Annotated in this window: 17 protein-coding genes and 1 pseudogene; 1 reads left to right on the forward strand and 17 read right to left on the reverse strand. The window is 69.5% G+C overall.

The features are described 5' to 3' along the window. Nucleotides 1–6 precede the first annotated feature (6 nt). From ACZ7M3_RS30085 to proS, 16 genes and pseudogenes are all read right to left on the reverse strand, one after another. Nucleotides 7–579, reverse strand: a pseudogene (locus ACZ7M3_RS30085) (DNA-processing protein DprA); the annotation flags it as partial. After that, the gene (locus ACZ7M3_RS30090) at nt 576–2,201 is read right to left on the reverse strand and encodes a YifB family Mg chelatase-like AAA ATPase (protein WP_472067159.1); all 1,626 of its coding nucleotides are present in this window, start codon (nt 2,199–2,201) and stop codon (nt 576–578) included. The gene ACZ7M3_RS30090 and the pseudogene ACZ7M3_RS30085, both read right to left, overlap by 4 nt. Beyond that, the gene (locus ACZ7M3_RS30095; RefSeq protein WP_095852379.1) at nt 2,201–2,572 is read right to left on the reverse strand and encodes a YraN family protein; all 372 of its coding nucleotides are present in this window, start codon (nt 2,570–2,572) and stop codon (nt 2,201–2,203) included. The genes ACZ7M3_RS30090 and ACZ7M3_RS30095 overlap by 1 nt, the downstream gene beginning before the upstream one ends. A gap of 145 nt (nt 2,573–2,717) precedes the next feature. Further along, the gene (locus ACZ7M3_RS30100; protein WP_003965949.1) at nt 2,718–3,026 is read right to left on the reverse strand and encodes a DUF2469 domain-containing protein; all 309 of its coding nucleotides are present in this window, start codon (nt 3,024–3,026) and stop codon (nt 2,718–2,720) included. Between the two features lie 55 nt (nt 3,027–3,081). Continuing rightward, nucleotides 3,082–3,612, reverse strand: a complete 531-nt coding sequence (locus tag ACZ7M3_RS30105; RefSeq protein ID WP_121414911.1) for an NUDIX hydrolase — start codon at nt 3,610–3,612, stop codon at nt 3,082–3,084. Continuing rightward, entirely contained in the window at nt 3,602–4,345 is a 744-nt protein-coding gene (gene lepB, locus ACZ7M3_RS30110; protein ID WP_472067161.1) for a signal peptidase I, read from the reverse strand. The genes ACZ7M3_RS30105 and lepB (ACZ7M3_RS30110) overlap by 11 nt, the downstream gene beginning before the upstream one ends. An 81-nt stretch (nt 4,346–4,426) precedes the next feature. Further along, complete coding sequence (lepB, locus tag ACZ7M3_RS30115; protein ID WP_472067163.1) at nt 4,427–5,377, reverse strand: signal peptidase I; 951 nt, start codon at nt 5,375–5,377, stop codon at nt 4,427–4,429. Beyond that, nucleotides 5,262–6,344 (reverse strand): signal peptidase I, encoded by a 1,083-nt coding sequence (gene lepB, locus ACZ7M3_RS30120; RefSeq protein WP_351304356.1) that lies wholly within the window; start codon nt 6,342–6,344, stop codon nt 5,262–5,264. Before lepB (ACZ7M3_RS30120) ends, lepB (ACZ7M3_RS30115) begins: the two co-directional genes overlap by 116 nt. After that, on the reverse strand, nt 6,337–7,053 hold the full coding sequence (lepB, locus tag ACZ7M3_RS30125) for a signal peptidase I (protein WP_097224660.1): 717 nt from the start codon (nt 7,051–7,053) through the stop codon (nt 6,337–6,339). Before lepB (ACZ7M3_RS30125) ends, lepB (ACZ7M3_RS30120) begins: the two co-directional genes overlap by 8 nt. A gap of 45 nt (nt 7,054–7,098) precedes the next feature. Next, nucleotides 7,099–7,449 (reverse strand): 50S ribosomal protein L19, encoded by a 351-nt coding sequence (rplS, locus tag ACZ7M3_RS30130; protein WP_054235359.1) that lies wholly within the window; start codon nt 7,447–7,449, stop codon nt 7,099–7,101. Between the two features lie 132 nt (nt 7,450–7,581). Then, the gene (gene trmD, locus ACZ7M3_RS30135; RefSeq protein WP_472067165.1) at nt 7,582–8,403 is read right to left on the reverse strand and encodes a tRNA (guanosine(37)-N1)-methyltransferase TrmD; all 822 of its coding nucleotides are present in this window, start codon (nt 8,401–8,403) and stop codon (nt 7,582–7,584) included. After that, complete coding sequence (gene rimM / locus ACZ7M3_RS30140) at nt 8,403–8,990, reverse strand: ribosome maturation factor RimM (RefSeq protein ID WP_095852385.1); 588 nt, start codon at nt 8,988–8,990, stop codon at nt 8,403–8,405. The genes trmD and rimM overlap by 1 nt, the downstream gene beginning before the upstream one ends. Before the next feature lie 107 nt (nt 8,991–9,097). Then, nucleotides 9,098–9,337 (reverse strand): RNA-binding protein, encoded by a 240-nt coding sequence (locus ACZ7M3_RS30145; RefSeq protein ID WP_005479813.1) that lies wholly within the window; start codon nt 9,335–9,337, stop codon nt 9,098–9,100. A gap of 2 nt (nt 9,338–9,339) precedes the next feature. Beyond that, on the reverse strand, nt 9,340–9,768 hold the full coding sequence (rpsP, locus tag ACZ7M3_RS30150) for a 30S ribosomal protein S16 (RefSeq protein ID WP_472067167.1): 429 nt from the start codon (nt 9,766–9,768) through the stop codon (nt 9,340–9,342). A 294-nt stretch (nt 9,769–10,062) separates the two neighbouring features. Beyond that, nucleotides 10,063–10,659, reverse strand: coding sequence for a hypothetical protein (locus ACZ7M3_RS30155; RefSeq protein WP_054235363.1), 597 nt, complete (start codon nt 10,657–10,659; stop codon nt 10,063–10,065). Nucleotides 10,660–10,910: 251 nt separating this feature from the next. Continuing rightward, nucleotides 10,911–12,326: a proline--tRNA ligase gene (gene proS / locus ACZ7M3_RS30160; protein ID WP_355302468.1), complete on the reverse strand. Its 1,416-nt coding sequence runs from the start codon at nt 12,324–12,326 to the stop codon at nt 10,911–10,913. Nucleotides 12,327–12,525: 199 nt separating this feature from the next. On the opposite strand from proS, the gene ACZ7M3_RS30165 reads away from it, so the two are divergent. Continuing rightward, nucleotides 12,526–13,353, forward strand: a complete 828-nt coding sequence (locus tag ACZ7M3_RS30165; protein ID WP_267062930.1) for a class I SAM-dependent methyltransferase — start codon at nt 12,526–12,528, stop codon at nt 13,351–13,353. 124 nt (nt 13,354–13,477) lie between these two features. On the opposite strand, the gene ftsH is transcribed toward ACZ7M3_RS30165, so the two are convergent. Continuing rightward, nucleotides 13,478–15,415 carry an ATP-dependent zinc metalloprotease FtsH gene (gene ftsH, locus ACZ7M3_RS30170; RefSeq protein ID WP_452963079.1) on the reverse strand — a complete coding sequence of 646 codons (1,938 nt, stop codon included), beginning with the start codon at nt 15,413–15,415 and terminating at the stop codon, nt 13,478–13,480. Nucleotides 15,416–15,440 lie beyond the last annotated feature (25 nt).

Genomic DNA, 15,440 nt, shown 5'->3' on the forward strand with positions numbered 1-15,440 from the left:
GCCTCCGCCGTACGGCTGGGCACGTACCGGTGCAACTGCCAACACCGTGCGCTTAACTCCACCACACGAGTAACAACGAACTTCAGCAACAACGGTCACTGGACAAAGAACGCCGGCACCGCCCGACACCACCACCCAGCCCCGCTCGGCGAGCCCGGCACCGAGCGTGGCCGCCATATGGGCGCCGTACTCGGTACAGGCCCGGGCTCCGACCACGGCGACCGAGCGCAGCGCCCATATCCGCAGGCTGGGCCGCCCCCGCACCCACAGACCGGTGGGACGCGTGTCGCCGAGGTCGTCGAGTTGCGCCGGCCACTCGGGGTCCCCGGGGCACACGAACCGGGTCCCGGCCTCCCGCGCCACCGCGAGGTCCCGCTCCGGATCCGCCCGCTCCGCCCGGGCCCGCAGTCCCGCCCAGCGCTTGTCCGTCACTCCCCGTGGCGGCTCGCCGCCGGCGACGAGCCGCCGGACCGCCTCCGCGGCACCGACCGCCCGCAGCCAGCGCCCGCAGACCTCGTCGCCCGGTTCGATCACCCGCGCGAGGAAGGCCCGCCGGAGCCTCTCGTCCTCCTGGCTCACGACAGCGCGCCGATCGCCATCGGCACCCCACGGGGGACCCCGGTGCGCAATTGCAGGGCGAGGGCGACGTCCGTCGCGCCGGGTCGGTCGTGTCCCACCAGGTCCGCGACGGTCCAGGCGACACGCAGCACCCGGTCGAGGCCGCGGGCGGTCAGGGCACCTCGCTCAAGGCTCCGCTCCGCCTCGTCCATCGCGCCCAGGGACGCGTACCAGCGGCTGCGCAGCTCCCGGCCCGGCACTTCGCTGTTCGTCCGCCAGGGGGTGTCCGCCAGCCGCGCGGCGGCCCGCTCCCTGGCCGCCCGCACCCGGTCGGCGACCGTCTCGGTGGATTCGCCCCGCGCACCGCGCTCGGTCAGCTGGGACCGGGTGACACGGTCCACCTCGACCCGCAGGTCGACGCGGTCGAGCAGTGGCCCGGAGAGCCTGGCCTGGTAGCGGCGGATCATGGAGGGCGGGCACTCGCACAGGTCGTCCCGCTGCGAGAAACGGCCGCAGGGGCAGGGGTTCGCCGCCAGCACCATCAGGAACCGCGCCGGAAACCTCACCACCCCCGCACTGCGCGCGATCACCACGTGCCCCGCCTCCAGGGGCTGGCGCAGCGCGTCGAGAGCCTGGCTGCCGAATTCTGGCGTTTCGTCCAGAAAGAGCACCCCGCGGTGAGCCAGGGACACCGCGCCCGGCCGCGCGATCCCCTGGCCGCCGCCGACGAGGGCCTGCATGGTCGCCGAGTGGTGCGGGGCGCAGTAGGGAGCGATGTCGACCAGGGGTTTGCCCGGTGGCAGCAGGCCGGCGACCGAGTGGACGGCGGTGACCTCCAGGGATTCGCCCTTGGTGAGCCGCGGCAGGATGGCCGGCAGCCGCTCGGCGAGCATCGTCTTGCCCGCTCCCGGGGGACCTTCCAGGAACAGGTGGTGGCCGCCCGCCGCCGCGACCTCCACGGCGGTCCGTGCCGCGTGCTGGCCCACGACGTCGGCGAGGTCGTGACCGTGGTCGTGCTGGGCCGCGCCCATGCTGTGCATGCCGGTGGCGGCGCCCGTGCCCGGCATCCGCAGTCCCGCCATCAGCGGATCCGGTCGCCCCTGCTCGTCCCGATCCTCCTCGGGCACCGGCTCGTCCGTGAGCACCGCGATCAGCTGGCGCAGACTGCGCACCCCGAGCACCGAGATCCCCGGTACGAGCGAGGCCTCGGCCGCCGCGCACTCGGGCACCACCACCTGCTCGTACCCGGCGTCCGCTGCGGCCAGGACCGCCGGCAGCACGCCCCGCACCGGCCGTACCCGTCCGTCGAGGCCCAGCTCGCCGATCATCACGATGTCGGAGAGCACCCGGGGATCGATGCGCTCGGCGGCTCCCAGCACCGCGCAGGCGACGGCCAGGTCGAAACCGCTGCCGCCCTTGGGTACGGATGCCGGGCTCAGGCCGACCGTAAGCTTCTTCTGGGGCCACGCCGAGCCGGAGTTCACCACTGCCGCCCGGACCCGGTCCTTGCTCTCGGTCAGGCTCTTGTCGGGCAGGCCGACCAGGGTGAAGGCCGCGACGCCCGGCTCCAGGTCCGCCTGGACCTCGACGACCACGCCCTCGACGCCCACGAGGGCCACCGCACAGGTACGCGCGAATCCCATCAGGCCACCCCCCGCGCGTGCTCGACCACGGGGGCGCCGCGATCGGGGAGGACGACGCCGATCAGATCGATGCGGACGCCGCCAGGTGGTGCCCCGCCGTGTTCCTGGAGCCAGCGTTCGGCCAAGCCGCGCAGGCGCTGTGCCTTGGCCGGCGTGACGGCCGCCATCGGGTGCTCGAAGGCCCCCGCCTTGCGCGTCTTGACCTCGCAGACGACGAGCGCGTCCCCGTCCCGGGCCACGATGTCGATCTCGCCGGTCCTGCCGCCGCGCCAGTTGCGCGCCAGGACCGTCATCCCGGTCTCGGTCAGCCGCCGTGCGGCCAGATCCTCGCCGTACTTGCCCAGTGCGTTGCGTGCCTCGGGTGTGTTCATGTCGGCACCACCTCCGGCGCCAACACTGAGGCCACTTCGACCGGCTATTGGATCTTGGTGGACCAACGGCAGACTGTGGACAACTCCCTCACCCGCACGAGGGTTCTTGGCCCGTTATCGTCCGCCAGTCATCGTCCGCCCGTCATCAACCGCCCGGCAGTTCCAGATCGCTCTTGTTCAGCTCCTCGATATTCACGTCCTTGAACGTGAGGACCCGCACCTGCTTCACGAAACGAGCGGGTCGGTACATGTCCCACACCCAGGCGTCCGCCATGGACACCTCGAAGAACACCTCGCCCTGGACCGAGTGCACCTGCATCTCGTAGTCGTTGGTGAGGTAGAAGCGCCGTTCGGTCTCGATCACATATTTGAACAGACCGACGACGTCGCGGTACTCCCGATAGAGCTTCAGCTCCATCTCGGTCTCGTACTTCTCGAGGTCCTCGGCGCTCATGGCATGTTCCCCTTCAGCCGTGCGTCCCCCTATTGTGCGCCAGCCCCGCGAGCCTCTAGACGATTTCGGTGTCGAGGATCTCGGGCCTGGCCGGAGGACCCTCGTCGAGCAGCCTGCGCAGCAGCCCGGCGAGTCTGGTCGGATACACCGTCTCATGTGCCTCGGTCAGTTCCCGGCACGTCCACCAGCGTGCTCCGGCGACACTGCGCCGTTCCAGCTCCGTCAGCCCGGCGGCGACGGTTCCCTTCTGGCTCGTACGGGCCAGGAAGTACCACTCGTCCTGGTCCCAGCGTCGCCCCGCGAACGGGAACGAGCAGCTCCGCTGCCACAGCACCGGGCCCAGCTCGACCTCGGTGATGCCGGTCTCCTCCACGAGTTCCCGCAGCGCGGCCTCCTCGCGCGTCTCGTCGCCCTCGAGGCCCCCGCCGGGTGTGAACCACCAGTCGTCCGCCGGATCGTCCGGCTCGTGACCGTGCAGCAGCAGAATGCGGTCCTGCTCGTCGAGCAGCACGACCCGGGCCACCTTCCGGGGCCCGCCGCCGTCGGTGTCCTCGACCGAACCCCCGTACGACGCCTCAGGCGGCACCGGCGAGCTCCGTACGCGTCCGGCCGCGCCGGCTCAGCCTCGTGGCGATCGGCCCGTACGCCGCCCCGCCCAGCACCAGCACCGCGCCGACCACGATGGCGGTCAGGACCAGCCGCAGCGGCCCGGGCGAGGAGATCCCGCCCAGTGTCTCGAAGCCCGTGGGGCGCGCCAGCATGCCGTCCATCGGCCAGGCGATGGCATCCACCCGGCCCTTCACCGCGCTGCGCGCGACGGTGCCGTTGAAGGCCTCGGTGAGGTGGGCCGTGGAGTCCAGTGAGCCGCTGCGCTCGTCGCCGAGCAGGAAGAGCCGGTCCTTGGGTACCTCGACGTTCGGGATCTGGGTCGACTCCGCGGCCTGGCCCTTGGCGAGATACGGCTCGTCGATCTGCTTGCCGTTGACGGTCAGCTTGCCGTTCGTGCAACAGGCGACCGTGTCACCACCGACCGCGACGACCCGCTTGACGAGGAGCATGTCGCCCCAGCTCTTCTGCTTGAAGACGATGACATCGCCGCGCTTGACGTCACCGCCGTCGATCCGCTGGGCCAGAATGCGATCGCCCGCCTTGATGGTCGGCACCATCGACTCGGTCGGCACGGTGTACGGCTGGTATTCGATCGCACCCCAGGCGAAGCCGCCGAGAAAGAGCACACAGCCGAGGGCCACGGCCAACCCCGACAGCACGCTGCCGAGCCGCCCGCGGCCCTCGTCCGTACGACCTGACGTCCTGCTCATCCCAGTGCTCCCCCAACTCGGAGAATCGATCCCGCGGCCCCACCTGCGGGCCGCGGAAGATCGGCGATCTGGGACGGCACCCTACCCGGCGGTACCCCGACCAGAAACCCTCGGGTTTCCCGCGGTAAGGCGACGCCTGCGCCACAGCACCAGCGGCACCGCGCCGGCCAGCCCGAGCGCGCCCGGAGCGGCGGCGCTGAGGTTCTGGTCGAAGGTGTCGGGGATCGGCAGTGTGTCCCAGCGGGTGGGCGGCCAGGCGATCACGATGGCGCGGCCGACGACATTGCCCACCGGCACGAAGCCCTGGTGATCGTCCTGCTGGTGATAGCGCGAGTCCAGCGAGTTCTGCCGGTGGTCACCCATGACCCAGATTTTGCCTTTGGGTACCGTTACCTTGAACTGGCCGCCCTGGTCGTCGACGCTGCACGGGGTGTTCCCGGCGTAGACGTACGAGTCCTCGTTCAGTGCCTTGCCGTTGACCGTCAGCGGGCCGGTGCCCTTGCACTCGATCGTGTCACCGGCGACGCCGATGACCCGCTTGATGAGGTCCTTCTCGTTGGCGGACGGCATCAGGCCGATCTTGCTGAGGAACGTCTGCGCGGCGTTCGGGTTGGGCGTGGGCTCGCCCGCCAGCCAGTTGTCGGGGTCGTGGAAGACGACGACCTCGCCGCGCGAGGGCTCCGAACCGAACCACGGGGTGAGCTTGTCGACCAGGACCCGGTCGCCCTGCTGAAGGGTGTTCTGCATCGAGTCCGAGGGAATCGAGAACGCCTGGACCAGGAAGGTCTTGATCAGCAGCGCGAGAACGAGCGCGATACCGATGAGGAGCGGAAGCTCCTTCCAGAAGGAACGCGGCTTCTTGGGCTTCGGCTCCTGCTCGCCCTGCTCCTTCGTACCGGCGCCACCGTCCCCGAAGTCACTCCCGGAACCAGTGACGTCGTTCGTGGCCGGGGTGGCCGATCCGTCGGGTCGCTCCGGCTGCTCCTCGGGGCCATCGTGTCCGGATCGTGCGCCGACCGCCAAATCCCCCACATCCACTCCTCACTCCGTGCCGCCGCCTGCGCCGGATCCGGCGCAGGCCCACCACTCCCATAACGAGCGGGAGTTCCGCAGGGCTCGGGAGCGGGATCAATCGATTGAGATCCGCGGACGCCACCCTATGCGACGCGCCGAGAGCGGTTGCCGACCCGCTCGGTACGGACGCGAACGTGTCCGGTTCCTTCAGACGGGTCCAGTGCCCGAAGGGCCAGGCGATGACCATGGCTCTGCCGACGACCGAACTCTCGGAGACGGTACCGCCGTATTTCTCGGTGCGGTGGTAGCGGGAGTCGGCGGAGTTGGCTCGATGGTCGCCCATCACCCAGAGACGGCCCTTGGGCACGGTCTCTTCGAAGGGGAAGTCCGACGGCTTGTTCCCTGCTTGGATGTACGGCTCGTTGAGCGGCATGCCGTTGACGGTCACGCGCCCTTGGGTGTCGCAGCACTTGACGGTGTCGCCGCCGACCGCGACGACCCGCTTGATGAGGTCCTTGTCGTTGTCGGAGGGCAGCAGACCGATGGCCGTCAGGCCCTCTTTGACCTGCTTGACGACGACGGGGTCGTTCTTCTTGGTGGTCTTCTCCCCGGCCAGCCAGTTGCCGGGGTCCTTGAAGACGACGACGTCGCCGCGCTGGGGCTTGGAGCCGAACCATGGCGTGAACTTGTCGACGAGCACACGGTCGCCGATCTGGATCGTGTTCTCCATGGAGCCCGACGGGATCACGAAGGCCTGGACGAGGAAGGTCTTGAGGACCAGGGCTATGAGTACCGCGACGCCCACGAGGAGGGGTATCTCCTTGATGGCGGAGCGCCGTCGGCGCCGCTTGACCTTGCGCTGGAGCTTGCGGCGCTCGGCACGGCCGGGCCGGACGGCGCCGCCGGCGGCGCGCCGGGTACCGGTGGGCAGCAGGTTGTCGGCGGCGTGGTCGGAGACCCCACGTGGCCTGCCACGGTTACCCATGGGCACCGTCCGCGGTGGGCACACGCGCGTAGGCGGCGGCACGTTGCAGCCGGGTCCAGTGGCCCGCGGGCCAGGCGATCCAGTCGGCTCTGCCGATCACATCACCGACGGGGATCATGCCGCCGCCGGGAGACCCCAGGTGGTCGCGGGAGTCGCTCGAGTCGCTGCGGTGGTCACCGAGGAGAAACAGGCTGCCGGTGGGCACCACGACGTCGAAGGAGACGTCGGACGGGCTGTCCCCCGGGTACAGAAACGTCGACTCGTCGACCGACCGGCCGTTCACCTCGAGCCTCCCCTCCTTGTCGCAGCAGACCACGTGGTCTCCCCCCACGCCCACGACGCGTTTGACGTAGTCGGCGTTCCCGAAATACTCAGTGCCGTCGAACACGACGACATCGCCCCGCCGCGGCTCAGCACCGAAACGGTACGCCAACTTATTTACGAGAACGCGGTCTCCGATCCTCAATCCGCGCTCCATCGAGCTGCTGGGAATCTCGAACGGCTGCATCACGAAGTTGCTGAACAGCACCAGGAACAGCAGACAGACCAGCACGGTCAGAGTGATCCGCCCACCTGGGAGCCAGTCAGCGGCCCGGGCCACCAACGCGAAACGCGACCGTCCCTCCGGCCCCTCGGCGTCCGAGATGACCTCGGACTCAGTGGGGCGGGAGGAGCGGTCGCGCTCCGTGTGCTGTGCTTCGGTGTCCATCGGAGCCAGATGTTATCCGGCGTCCATGTGAACCCCTTCGCGAGCTCAGTTGTCGCGCTTCTCCTTGATCTTCGCGGCCTTGCCGCGCAGGTCACGCAGGTAGTACAGCTTCGCGCGACGCACGTCACCACGGGTGACGAGCTCGATCTTCTCGACGATCGGGGTGTGCACCGGGAAGGTACGCTCGACGCCGACCGAGAAGGAGACCTTGCGGACCGTGAAGGTCTCGCGGACACCGGCGCCCTGGCGGCGGATGACTACGCCCTTGAACTGCTGCACACGGGAGCGGTTGCCCTCGATGACGCGGACGTGGACGTTGACGGTGTCACCCGGGCGGAAGGCCGGGATGTCGCTGCGCAGCGACGCGCTGTCGACGGAGTCGAGCAGGTGAGACATTTTCGTCTGCTTTCTTCGCTGATGCCACAGGTCATCACCGGGAGCTAGTTTTCCAAGAGGGTGCTGCCGCGTCGGGACGGGCGTCGTGTCCCCCTGTGGCAGGGGCGCCCGGTCTACGCAGACAACAGCGGCCTATTCTTCCACGGCCTCTGGTCTGCGCCAAAATCGACCGTCGGGTTCCGACTGCCAGCCCAGGATCGAGAGCATTTCGCGGTCCTTCTTGTCGAAGACGGAAGGGTCGCAGCGCTCGATGAGGTCGGGCCTGTTCGCCGCCGTACGGCGCAGGGCCTCGTCGCGGCGCCAGCGGGCGATCTTCCCGTGGTGACCGCTGACCAGCACGTCGGGGATCTCGCGGCCGCGCCACGCCGGGGGCTTGGTGTAGACGGGCCCCTCCAGGAGGTTGGCCATGGCGCCGGGGGCGAACGAGTCGTCCCGGTGGGACTCGGCGTTGCCGAGAACACCCGGCAGCAGCCGTGCCACGGCCTCCGTGACGACGAGTACGGCCGCCTCTCCGCCGGCGAGTACGTAGTCGCCGATGGACACCTCGTAGACGGGCATCCGGGTCGCGTATTCGTCGATGACCCTGCGGTCGATGCCCTCGTAGCGGGCGGGCGTGAAGACCAGCCAGGGGCGCTCGGAGAGTTCGACGGCGAGTTCCTGGGTGAACGGGCGTCCGCTCGGCGTGGGCACGACGAGGACGGGCCCGTGGGAGCCGGTCTCGTAGCCGTCGGCCAGGACGGAGTCCAGGGCGTCACCCCAGGGCTCGGTCTTCATGACCATGCCGGGGCCGCCGCCGTACGGGGTGTCGTCGACCGTGTTGTGGCGGTCGTACGTCCATTCCCGAAGGTCGTGCACGTGCACATTCAGCTGCCCGCGCGCGCGTGCCTTGCCGACGAGCGAGACGTTGAGGGGTTCCAGGTACTCGGGGAAGATCGTGACGACGTCGAGCCGCATCAGGCGTCGGCCCCCGAGGAGTCTTCGTCGTCCTTGGCGGAGGCGTTTTCCGTGTCCCTGGAGGAGTCGATTTCCGCCTGGTCGTCGATCAGACCCGGCGGCGGATCGATGACGGCCCGCTGCTCCTCCAGGTCGATCTCGGTGACGATCTCCTCGACGAAGGGGATCAAGACCTCGGTCCCGTCGGGCCGCTCGACCACGAACAGGTCCTGCGAGGGCAGATGGGAGATCTCCGTGATCCGTCCGACCTCCATCCCGTCCTTGGTGACCACGTCCAGGTCCATCAGCTGGTGGTCGTAGTACTCGTCCGGGTCCTCGGGCTGCTGGTCCGGGTCCACCTCGGCGATCAGGAGGGTGTTGCGCAGCGCCTCGGCGGCGTTCCGGTCGCGTACGCCCGCGAAGCGCAGCAGCAGACGGCCGCTGTGCACCCGACCGGTCTCGATGGTCAGCGGTCCGGCGGAGGCCGGATCGGTGAGCAGGACGGCGCCGGGCCCGAGCCTGAGTTCCGGCTCGTCCGTACGGACCTCCACGGTGACCTCGCCCTTGATGCCGTGGGCACGGCCGACGCGAGCGACTACCAGCTGCACTGTGCTTGATCTCCTGTCGATGTGCCTACGGCATGGGTTCGGGGACGACTACGGGCCGGGGACGGCTCGAAAGCCCTCCCCGGCCCGAGCCGGTGCTGCCTGTTACGTCAGCGGACGTGGTCCACGTCGACGAGGTCGACGCGGACGCCTCGGCCGCCGATGGCACCCACGACGGTCCGCAGAGCGCGGGCGGTACGGCCGTTGCGGCCGATCACCTTGCCGAGGTCGTCGGGGTGTACCCGGACCTCGAGAACGCGCCCACGGCGCAGGTCGCGCGAGGCGACCTGCACATCGTCGGGGTTGTCGACAATGCCCTTCACGAGGTGCTCGAGAGCCTCCTCGAGCATGCTCAGGCCTCGGTCGACTCAGACGAAGAGGACGCGGCCGGGGCCTCGTCCTTCTTCTCAGCCTTCTTCTTCTGGGTGATGGCCTCACCCTTGCCCTCGTCGTCGCCGCCCAAGGCGTCGAACAGGGGGCGCGACGCCTTCGGCTCGGCGACGAGCAGCGGAGCCGGGGCCGGCAGGCCCTTGAACTTCTGCCAGTCACCGGTGAGCTTCAGGATGGCGAGGACGGGCTCGGTCGGCTGCGCGCCGACACTCAGCCAGTACTGCGCGCGGTCCGTGTCGACCTCGATGCGCGAGGGGTTCTGCACCGGGTGGTACAGACCGATCTCCTCGATGGCCCGACCATCACGGCGGGTACGGGAGTCGGCGACGACGATGCGGTAGTGAGGCGAACGGATCTTGCCCAGACGCTTCAGCTTGATCTTGACTGCCACGGAAGTGGTGTCTCCTGGTCTTGACGTGGTTGGGCACGGCGAGATGGCCGCGTGGGGTTGCGGTACCCGAGTGCCCGATGGACGCGTCAGCCGGAGGAGAGAGGGGTCCTGTGCGGCTGTCGAGTACAGCTAGCCATTGTGCCACACCCTGGCGGGTCGCCTTCACGGGGCAGCGCGCGGTGACCCCCGGCACCGGGGGTCACCACCGAGGTCGGCAGCGCGCCCGGCTCGGACCGGGTGCCGCCGCGCGGGGCTGACTCCGACTGAGTACGGCTGCCACGAGCAGCCGTCCGCTCAGCTCGCCGCGGCGCCCACGACCTCGGGGATGCGGAACGGCTTCCCGCATCCTCCGCACACGATCGGCGCCTGCGCCAGTACGGACGGAACCACCCGTACGTTGCGGCCGCAGTCGCACACCGCCTTGACGCGGACACCTCCCCCGGAGGAGCCGTGCCGGGCGGCCGGGCCCCGGAACGAGCGGGCCGTGTCCGCGGCGGTCGCGGCGGTGTGTGCCTTGAGGGCGCGTTGCAGTCGCTCGATCGTCGGGCGGTAGCGCCGCTTCGCCTCGGGGTTGAGCGTGACCAGGGAGAAGCCACTGCTGGGGTGCGGCTCCTCCGGGTGGTCGAGGCCCAGCTCTTCGGCGATGGCGAGGAATCTGCGGTTGTGGTACCGGCCGGCGCGCGAAGTGTCGCGGACTCCGCGGGCGGCGGCGATGCCATGGACTGCCTCATGCAGCAGTCGTTCGAAGGAGAGTTCGTGCCCGCAGGCGGACGACGACTCTCCGATCAGGGACTCTGGCGCGGCAAGATCGGGCAGTTCGGGGTGGTGCCGCTGAATGTCGGCCCACGCCCCTGCCAGCTCTGCGGCGAGAACAGGTGGTGTCGTGCTCACGTAATGACAACGAGCCGGGGGGCCTCTGTGTTCCTATTCCGGGCCATCCCAAATAATTTGCACGTACCCGTCAGTTGGTGCTGATGCGTCCGGACGAGGGCGGGTGCGCTGATCTGCGGAGAAGCCTCACAGCTCACAACAAGCCGGTACGTAGTAACGCGTACGCCCCGGCGCGTAGACGGTGTCCGCACGCCGGGGCCCCTGTGGTCATCAGATGCGCAAGAGGCGTTTCGGCCTCCCTGCGGGCCTACTCAGTAAGCGCGCGCGACGACCGCGACGTTACCCGGTGCGTCGTCGGCGTCGGGCACCGACCCGTCCTCGGCGACCAGACACCGTACGGTCACGGAGTGCTCGGCGAGCTCGGCCTCGCCCTCTTCTCCGAGGTCGGCCCACGGAATGCGCGCCCAGCCGCCGGCGGCGGCCGTCTCGACGGCCTCCTGGATCGTCGACACCTCCGCGGTGCGGGACTCCCTGCGCTCACGCGACTGCTTCAGAAGCAGCGCCTGGTCCTCTTCGAGGACGGTGGGGAGCAGTTCCACCAGAGCGTCGATGGCGACCGGTTCCTTGCCGCCGGGGATACGGCGGGCCAGCATCGCGGTGCCGTTCTCCAGGTCACGGGGACCGACCTCGACGCGGACGGGGACTCCCTTGAGCTCCCAGTCGACGGCGCGCCGCCCGAACGGGACGTCGGTGCGGTCGTCCACGTGGACGCGTACACCCGCCGCCTTCAACCGGTCGCCGATTTCGCGGACCTTGGCCAGAACCGCCTCGTCGCCCTTGATCGCGAGGACGACGGCCTGGATCTGGGCGAGCCGCGGCGGGACGCGCAGTCCGTTGTCGTCGCCGTGCATCATCACCAGGGCGCCGATCATGCGGGTCGTCGAGCCCCAGGAGGTCTGCCAGACCAGCTCCTGCTTGCCTTCCTTCGACAGGTACTGGGTGTTGAAGGCCTTGGCGAAGTTCTGGCCCAGCTCGTGGCTGGTGGCCATCTGGAGCGCCTTGCCGTCGCCCATCATGCCTTCGAGCGTGAGGGTGTTGATGGCACCCGCGAAGCGCTCCTTGGCGGTCTTGCGGCCGGGGACGACATCCATGCCGAGGACGTTCAGCATGAAGTCCTCGTACACCTGACGGTGGATGTGCGCGGCGAAGTCGCGGGCGTCCTCGTATGTGGCGTGCGCGGTGTGGCCCTCCTGCCAGAGGAACTCGGACGTACGCAGGAAGAGGCGGGGCCGCAGCTCCCAACGGACCACGTTCGCCCACTGGTTGATCAGCAGCGGCAGGTCGCGGTAGCTCTGCACCCACTTCGAGAAGTAGTCGTTGATGATCATCTCGGAGGTGGGCCGGACGACCGCGGGCTCCTCGAGCTCCTTGCCGCCTCCGTGCGTGACCACCGCGAGCTCCGGTGCGAAGCCCTCGACGTGGTCGGCCTCCTTGGTGAGGTACGACTGCGGGATCAGCAACGGGAAGTACGCGTTCTGGGTACCCGTCTCCTTGATGCGGGCGTCCATCTCCGCCTGCATCCGCTCCCACAGCCCGTACCCGTACGGTCGGATGACCATGGAGCCGCGCACCGGTCCGTTGTCGGCCAGCTCGGCCTTGGCGATCAGATCCTGGTACCAGCGCGGGAAGTCGTCCGCCTGGGGCGTGAGAACGGGTGCCTTTGCCATGGCGCGATGGTACGGGCACACGTTGCCGACATGTGAATTCTTGTGCCGCGCGCGGACAGCGCGCAAGCAGCGCGTCACAACCCCTGGACGGCGCGACGAGTGCGGAGTTACCTGACATACGGGGGAAGAGCGAGCGCACTGCACGGGGGCAAGGGAAACGGGGCGCAGCGGCAACTCTCGGCGGATTGGGGCGCTTTCGATGACACCTACGCTCGTGCGGCATCACCTACCTCACGCGGCTGCGCCGCCCCGGGTAGATCCGTGTGCACGCGCGCGTGACTGGGCCGAGATCCAGGAGCGGATGCTGGTGCCGCTCTACGAAGCCGTCTACGAGCGGCTCGAAGTGGGCGCCGGGACGCGGGTCCTCGGTCTGCGCTGCGGTACGGGGCTGGCCCTTCTGATGGCGGCCTCCCGGGGAGCGGCGGTGACCGGCGTCGACTCCTCTTCGCCCGAACGGGTGCGGCTCGCGCGGGAACGGTTGCTGCCGGACGGGTGGGGCACACGCGCGCGTGCCGACGCCCGGATCGTGGAGGGGTCTCCCTCCGACCTCGTCGATCCGACGGCGGCCGCGTACACGCTGGTGACCGCGTTCGAGCCGATCGGGTGCGCGCCGGGGGACGCCGAGGAACTCGGGGAGCTGCTGTCGGCGGCGACTCCGCTCGCCGAGCGGGGGGCGGCCGTGGTGCTCGTCGGATGGGGGCCGCCGGAGCGGTGTGCCACGTCCGCGGTGCTGCCGGGCGAGGGGTGCGGGCAGGTTCCTCGCCGGGACGACCTGGAGGAGGTGGCCCAGCGGGCCGGACTCCGGCCGGACGGGTCAGGTCGGGTGGCGTGTCCCTTCGGGTACGCGGACGTGGAGAGCGCGGTGCGGGGGTTGTTGTCGACCGGGCTGTTCGACGCGGCGGTCGGTGCGACGGATGTGGTGCAGGTCGGCAAGGAGCTGACGGAGGCGCTGCATCCCTATCAGCGCGGGGACGGCACGGTGTGGATGCCGAACGTCTTCAGGTACCTGATCGCACGCACGGGCTGAGGTCGCCGGGTTCACGCCCCCGCCGCCCCTACCCGTCCCGTCCCTGGGGGCTCCGCCCCCAGACCCCCGCCAAAAGACTGCTCCGTTCCCCGCGCCCCCAAGAAGGGGCGCGGGGAACGGAGCCTCACACCTCCTCCTTCTTCACGCGTGTCACGCCCGCGATCCGGTATGCCTGTGCCTCCTCCAGCGTCTCGTTCGCGAGGAGGGCCTCCGCTAGGGCGTTCAGTTGGTCCCGGTGGTCGCGGAGCTTCTGGCACGCCTCCTCGTAGCACTCGTCGACGATGCGCCGCATCTCGTGGTCGATGGAGTCGAGGGTGGCCGGCGCGGCGGCGAGGCCGTAGGCCTGCTGGGCGTCGTTCGGGAGGGCGGAGAGGCGGCCGACCCGTTCGCTCATGCCCCAGCGGGCGACCATGCCGCGAACGACGTTGGTGACCTGTTCGAGGTCGTTCTCGGAGCCGGTCGTGACGACTCCGTAGACGACGTGTTCGGCGGCCATGCCCCCCAGGGCACCGATGATCCGACCGCGCAGGTACTCCTCGGTGTACGAGTACCGGTCGGTGTCCGGTGTCGAGAGCGTGACGCCCAGCGCGCGCCCGCGCGGGACGATGGTGATCTTGCGAACCGGGTCGGCACCCGGCTGCAGCATGCCGAGAAGGGCGTGGCCGCTCTCGTGGTACGCGGTCCTGCGGCGCTCCTCGTAGGGCATCACCAGGGAACGCTCCGCACCGAGCTGCACCTTCTCCAGCGCCTCGGAGAGGTCCGGCGGCGCCACCTCGTCCTGCTTGCGCTTGACGGCGAGCAGCGCCGCCTCATTGGCGAGGTTGGCCAGATCCGCGCCGGTCATGCCCGGCGTCGTGCGGGCCACCTGGGCCAGGTCCACTTCCGGGGACAGCGGGATCTTGCGGGTGTGGATCCGCAGGATCGCCTCACGGCCACGGCGGTCGGGGGGCGCGACGTTGACGATCCGGTCGAAGCGGCCGGGCCGGGTCAGCGCCGGGTCCAGGATGTCCGCACGGTTCGTCGCCGCGATGACGATGACGCCCTCGAAGCCCGAGAAGCCGTCCATCTCGGTGAGGATCTGGTTCAGGGTCTGCTCGCGCTCGTCGTGGCCGCCCATCGCCGAGCCACCGGCCCGGGAGCGCCCGATGGTGTCGATCTCGTCGATGAAGATGATCGAAGGGGCCACTTTTCGGGCCTCGGCGAAGAGTTCCCGGACCCGGGACGCGCCCACGCCCACGATCATCTCGATGAACTCCGACGCCGAGGCCGAGAAGAACGGAACGCCCGCCTCCCCCGCCACAGCGCGCGCGAGCAGGGTCTTTCCCGTGCCGGGCGCACCCGCCAGGAGCACACCGCGCGGCATCTTCGCGCCCATCCTGCGGTACGCGTCCGGATTCTTGAGGAAGTCGACGACGTCGTTCAGTTCGCCCTCGACCTCGTCGATTCCGGCCACGTCGGCGAAGGTCGTGCGCTGGGCGCCGGGCTGCAGTTCGACCGGTTTCGGGGGCGCCTTGCGACCGAGCATGCCGCCCGGGCCTCCGATGCCCGCCCGCAGCCGCCGGGCGAAGAACATCCACAGCAGTACCAGGAGCACGATCGGGGCCAGGGAGATCAGCAGGTTGGAGAGGAAGCTGCGCTGCTGGACCACCGGTGAGGCGGTCACCGTGACGTGGCGTGACTCCAGGTTCTGCCAGAGCTTGTCGTCCGCGAAGGACGGGCGCTGGGTCTTGAACTTGGTGTACTTCCCGCCGCCGTCCGGATTGGCCTGGGCCGTCTTGAGCTCGCCCTGGATCGCGTCGCCCTTGGAGTAGATCTTGGTGATGTTGTCGTTGTCGACCTGCTTGCTGAACTCCGTGTACGAGATCGTCGGCTCGGTGCCCTCGTTGAAGAAGGACAGCACCAGGAGGGCGATCACGAACACGACCAGGACGGCGACGACGAGGCCGATCCAGCCGCCGGGCATCTTCCGTCGCCCGGAGGGCGGACCGGTCGAGTCCGGTGGCGTTCCCTCGGTACGCCACGGCTGGTCAGGGTCCTTGCGCGGCGGCACAGGGTTGCTCATATTAGGACGTTACGACACGAAATAC

This window comes from Streptomyces sp. NPDC111656, assembly GCF_055656965.1.

Coding starts and splice junctions, on each gene's coding strand:
- ACZ7M3_RS30090 (WP_472067159.1), bottom strand. CDS start 2,201: ATGGGATTCGCGCGTACCTGTGCGGTGGCCCTCGTGGGCGTCGAGGGC.
- ACZ7M3_RS30095 (WP_095852379.1), bottom strand. CDS start 2,572: ATGAACACACCCGAGGCACGCAACGCACTGGGCAAGTACGGCGAGGAT.
- ACZ7M3_RS30100 (WP_003965949.1), bottom strand. CDS start 3,026: ATGAGCGCCGAGGACCTCGAGAAGTACGAGACCGAGATGGAGCTGAAG.
- lepB (WP_472067161.1), bottom strand. CDS start 4,345: ATGAGCAGGACGTCAGGTCGTACGGACGAGGGCCGCGGGCGGCTCGGC.
- lepB (WP_351304356.1), bottom strand. CDS start 6,344: ATGGGTAACCGTGGCAGGCCACGTGGGGTCTCCGACCACGCCGCCGAC.
- lepB (WP_097224660.1), bottom strand. CDS start 7,053: ATGGACACCGAAGCACAGCACACGGAGCGCGACCGCTCCTCCCGCCCC.
- rplS (WP_054235359.1), bottom strand. CDS start 7,449: ATGTCTCACCTGCTCGACTCCGTCGACAGCGCGTCGCTGCGCAGCGAC.
- trmD (WP_472067165.1), bottom strand. CDS start 8,403: ATGCGGCTCGACGTCGTCACGATCTTCCCCGAGTACCTGGAACCCCTC.
- ACZ7M3_RS30145 (WP_005479813.1), bottom strand. CDS start 9,337: ATGCTCGAGGAGGCTCTCGAGCACCTCGTGAAGGGCATTGTCGACAAC.
- proS (WP_355302468.1), bottom strand. CDS start 12,326: ATGGCAAAGGCACCCGTTCTCACGCCCCAGGCGGACGACTTCCCGCGC.
- ACZ7M3_RS30165 (WP_267062930.1), top strand. CDS start 12,526: ATGACACCTACGCTCGTGCGGCATCACCTACCTCACGCGGCTGCGCCG.
- ftsH (WP_452963079.1), bottom strand. CDS start 15,415: ATGAGCAACCCTGTGCCGCCGCGCAAGGACCCTGACCAGCCGTGGCGT.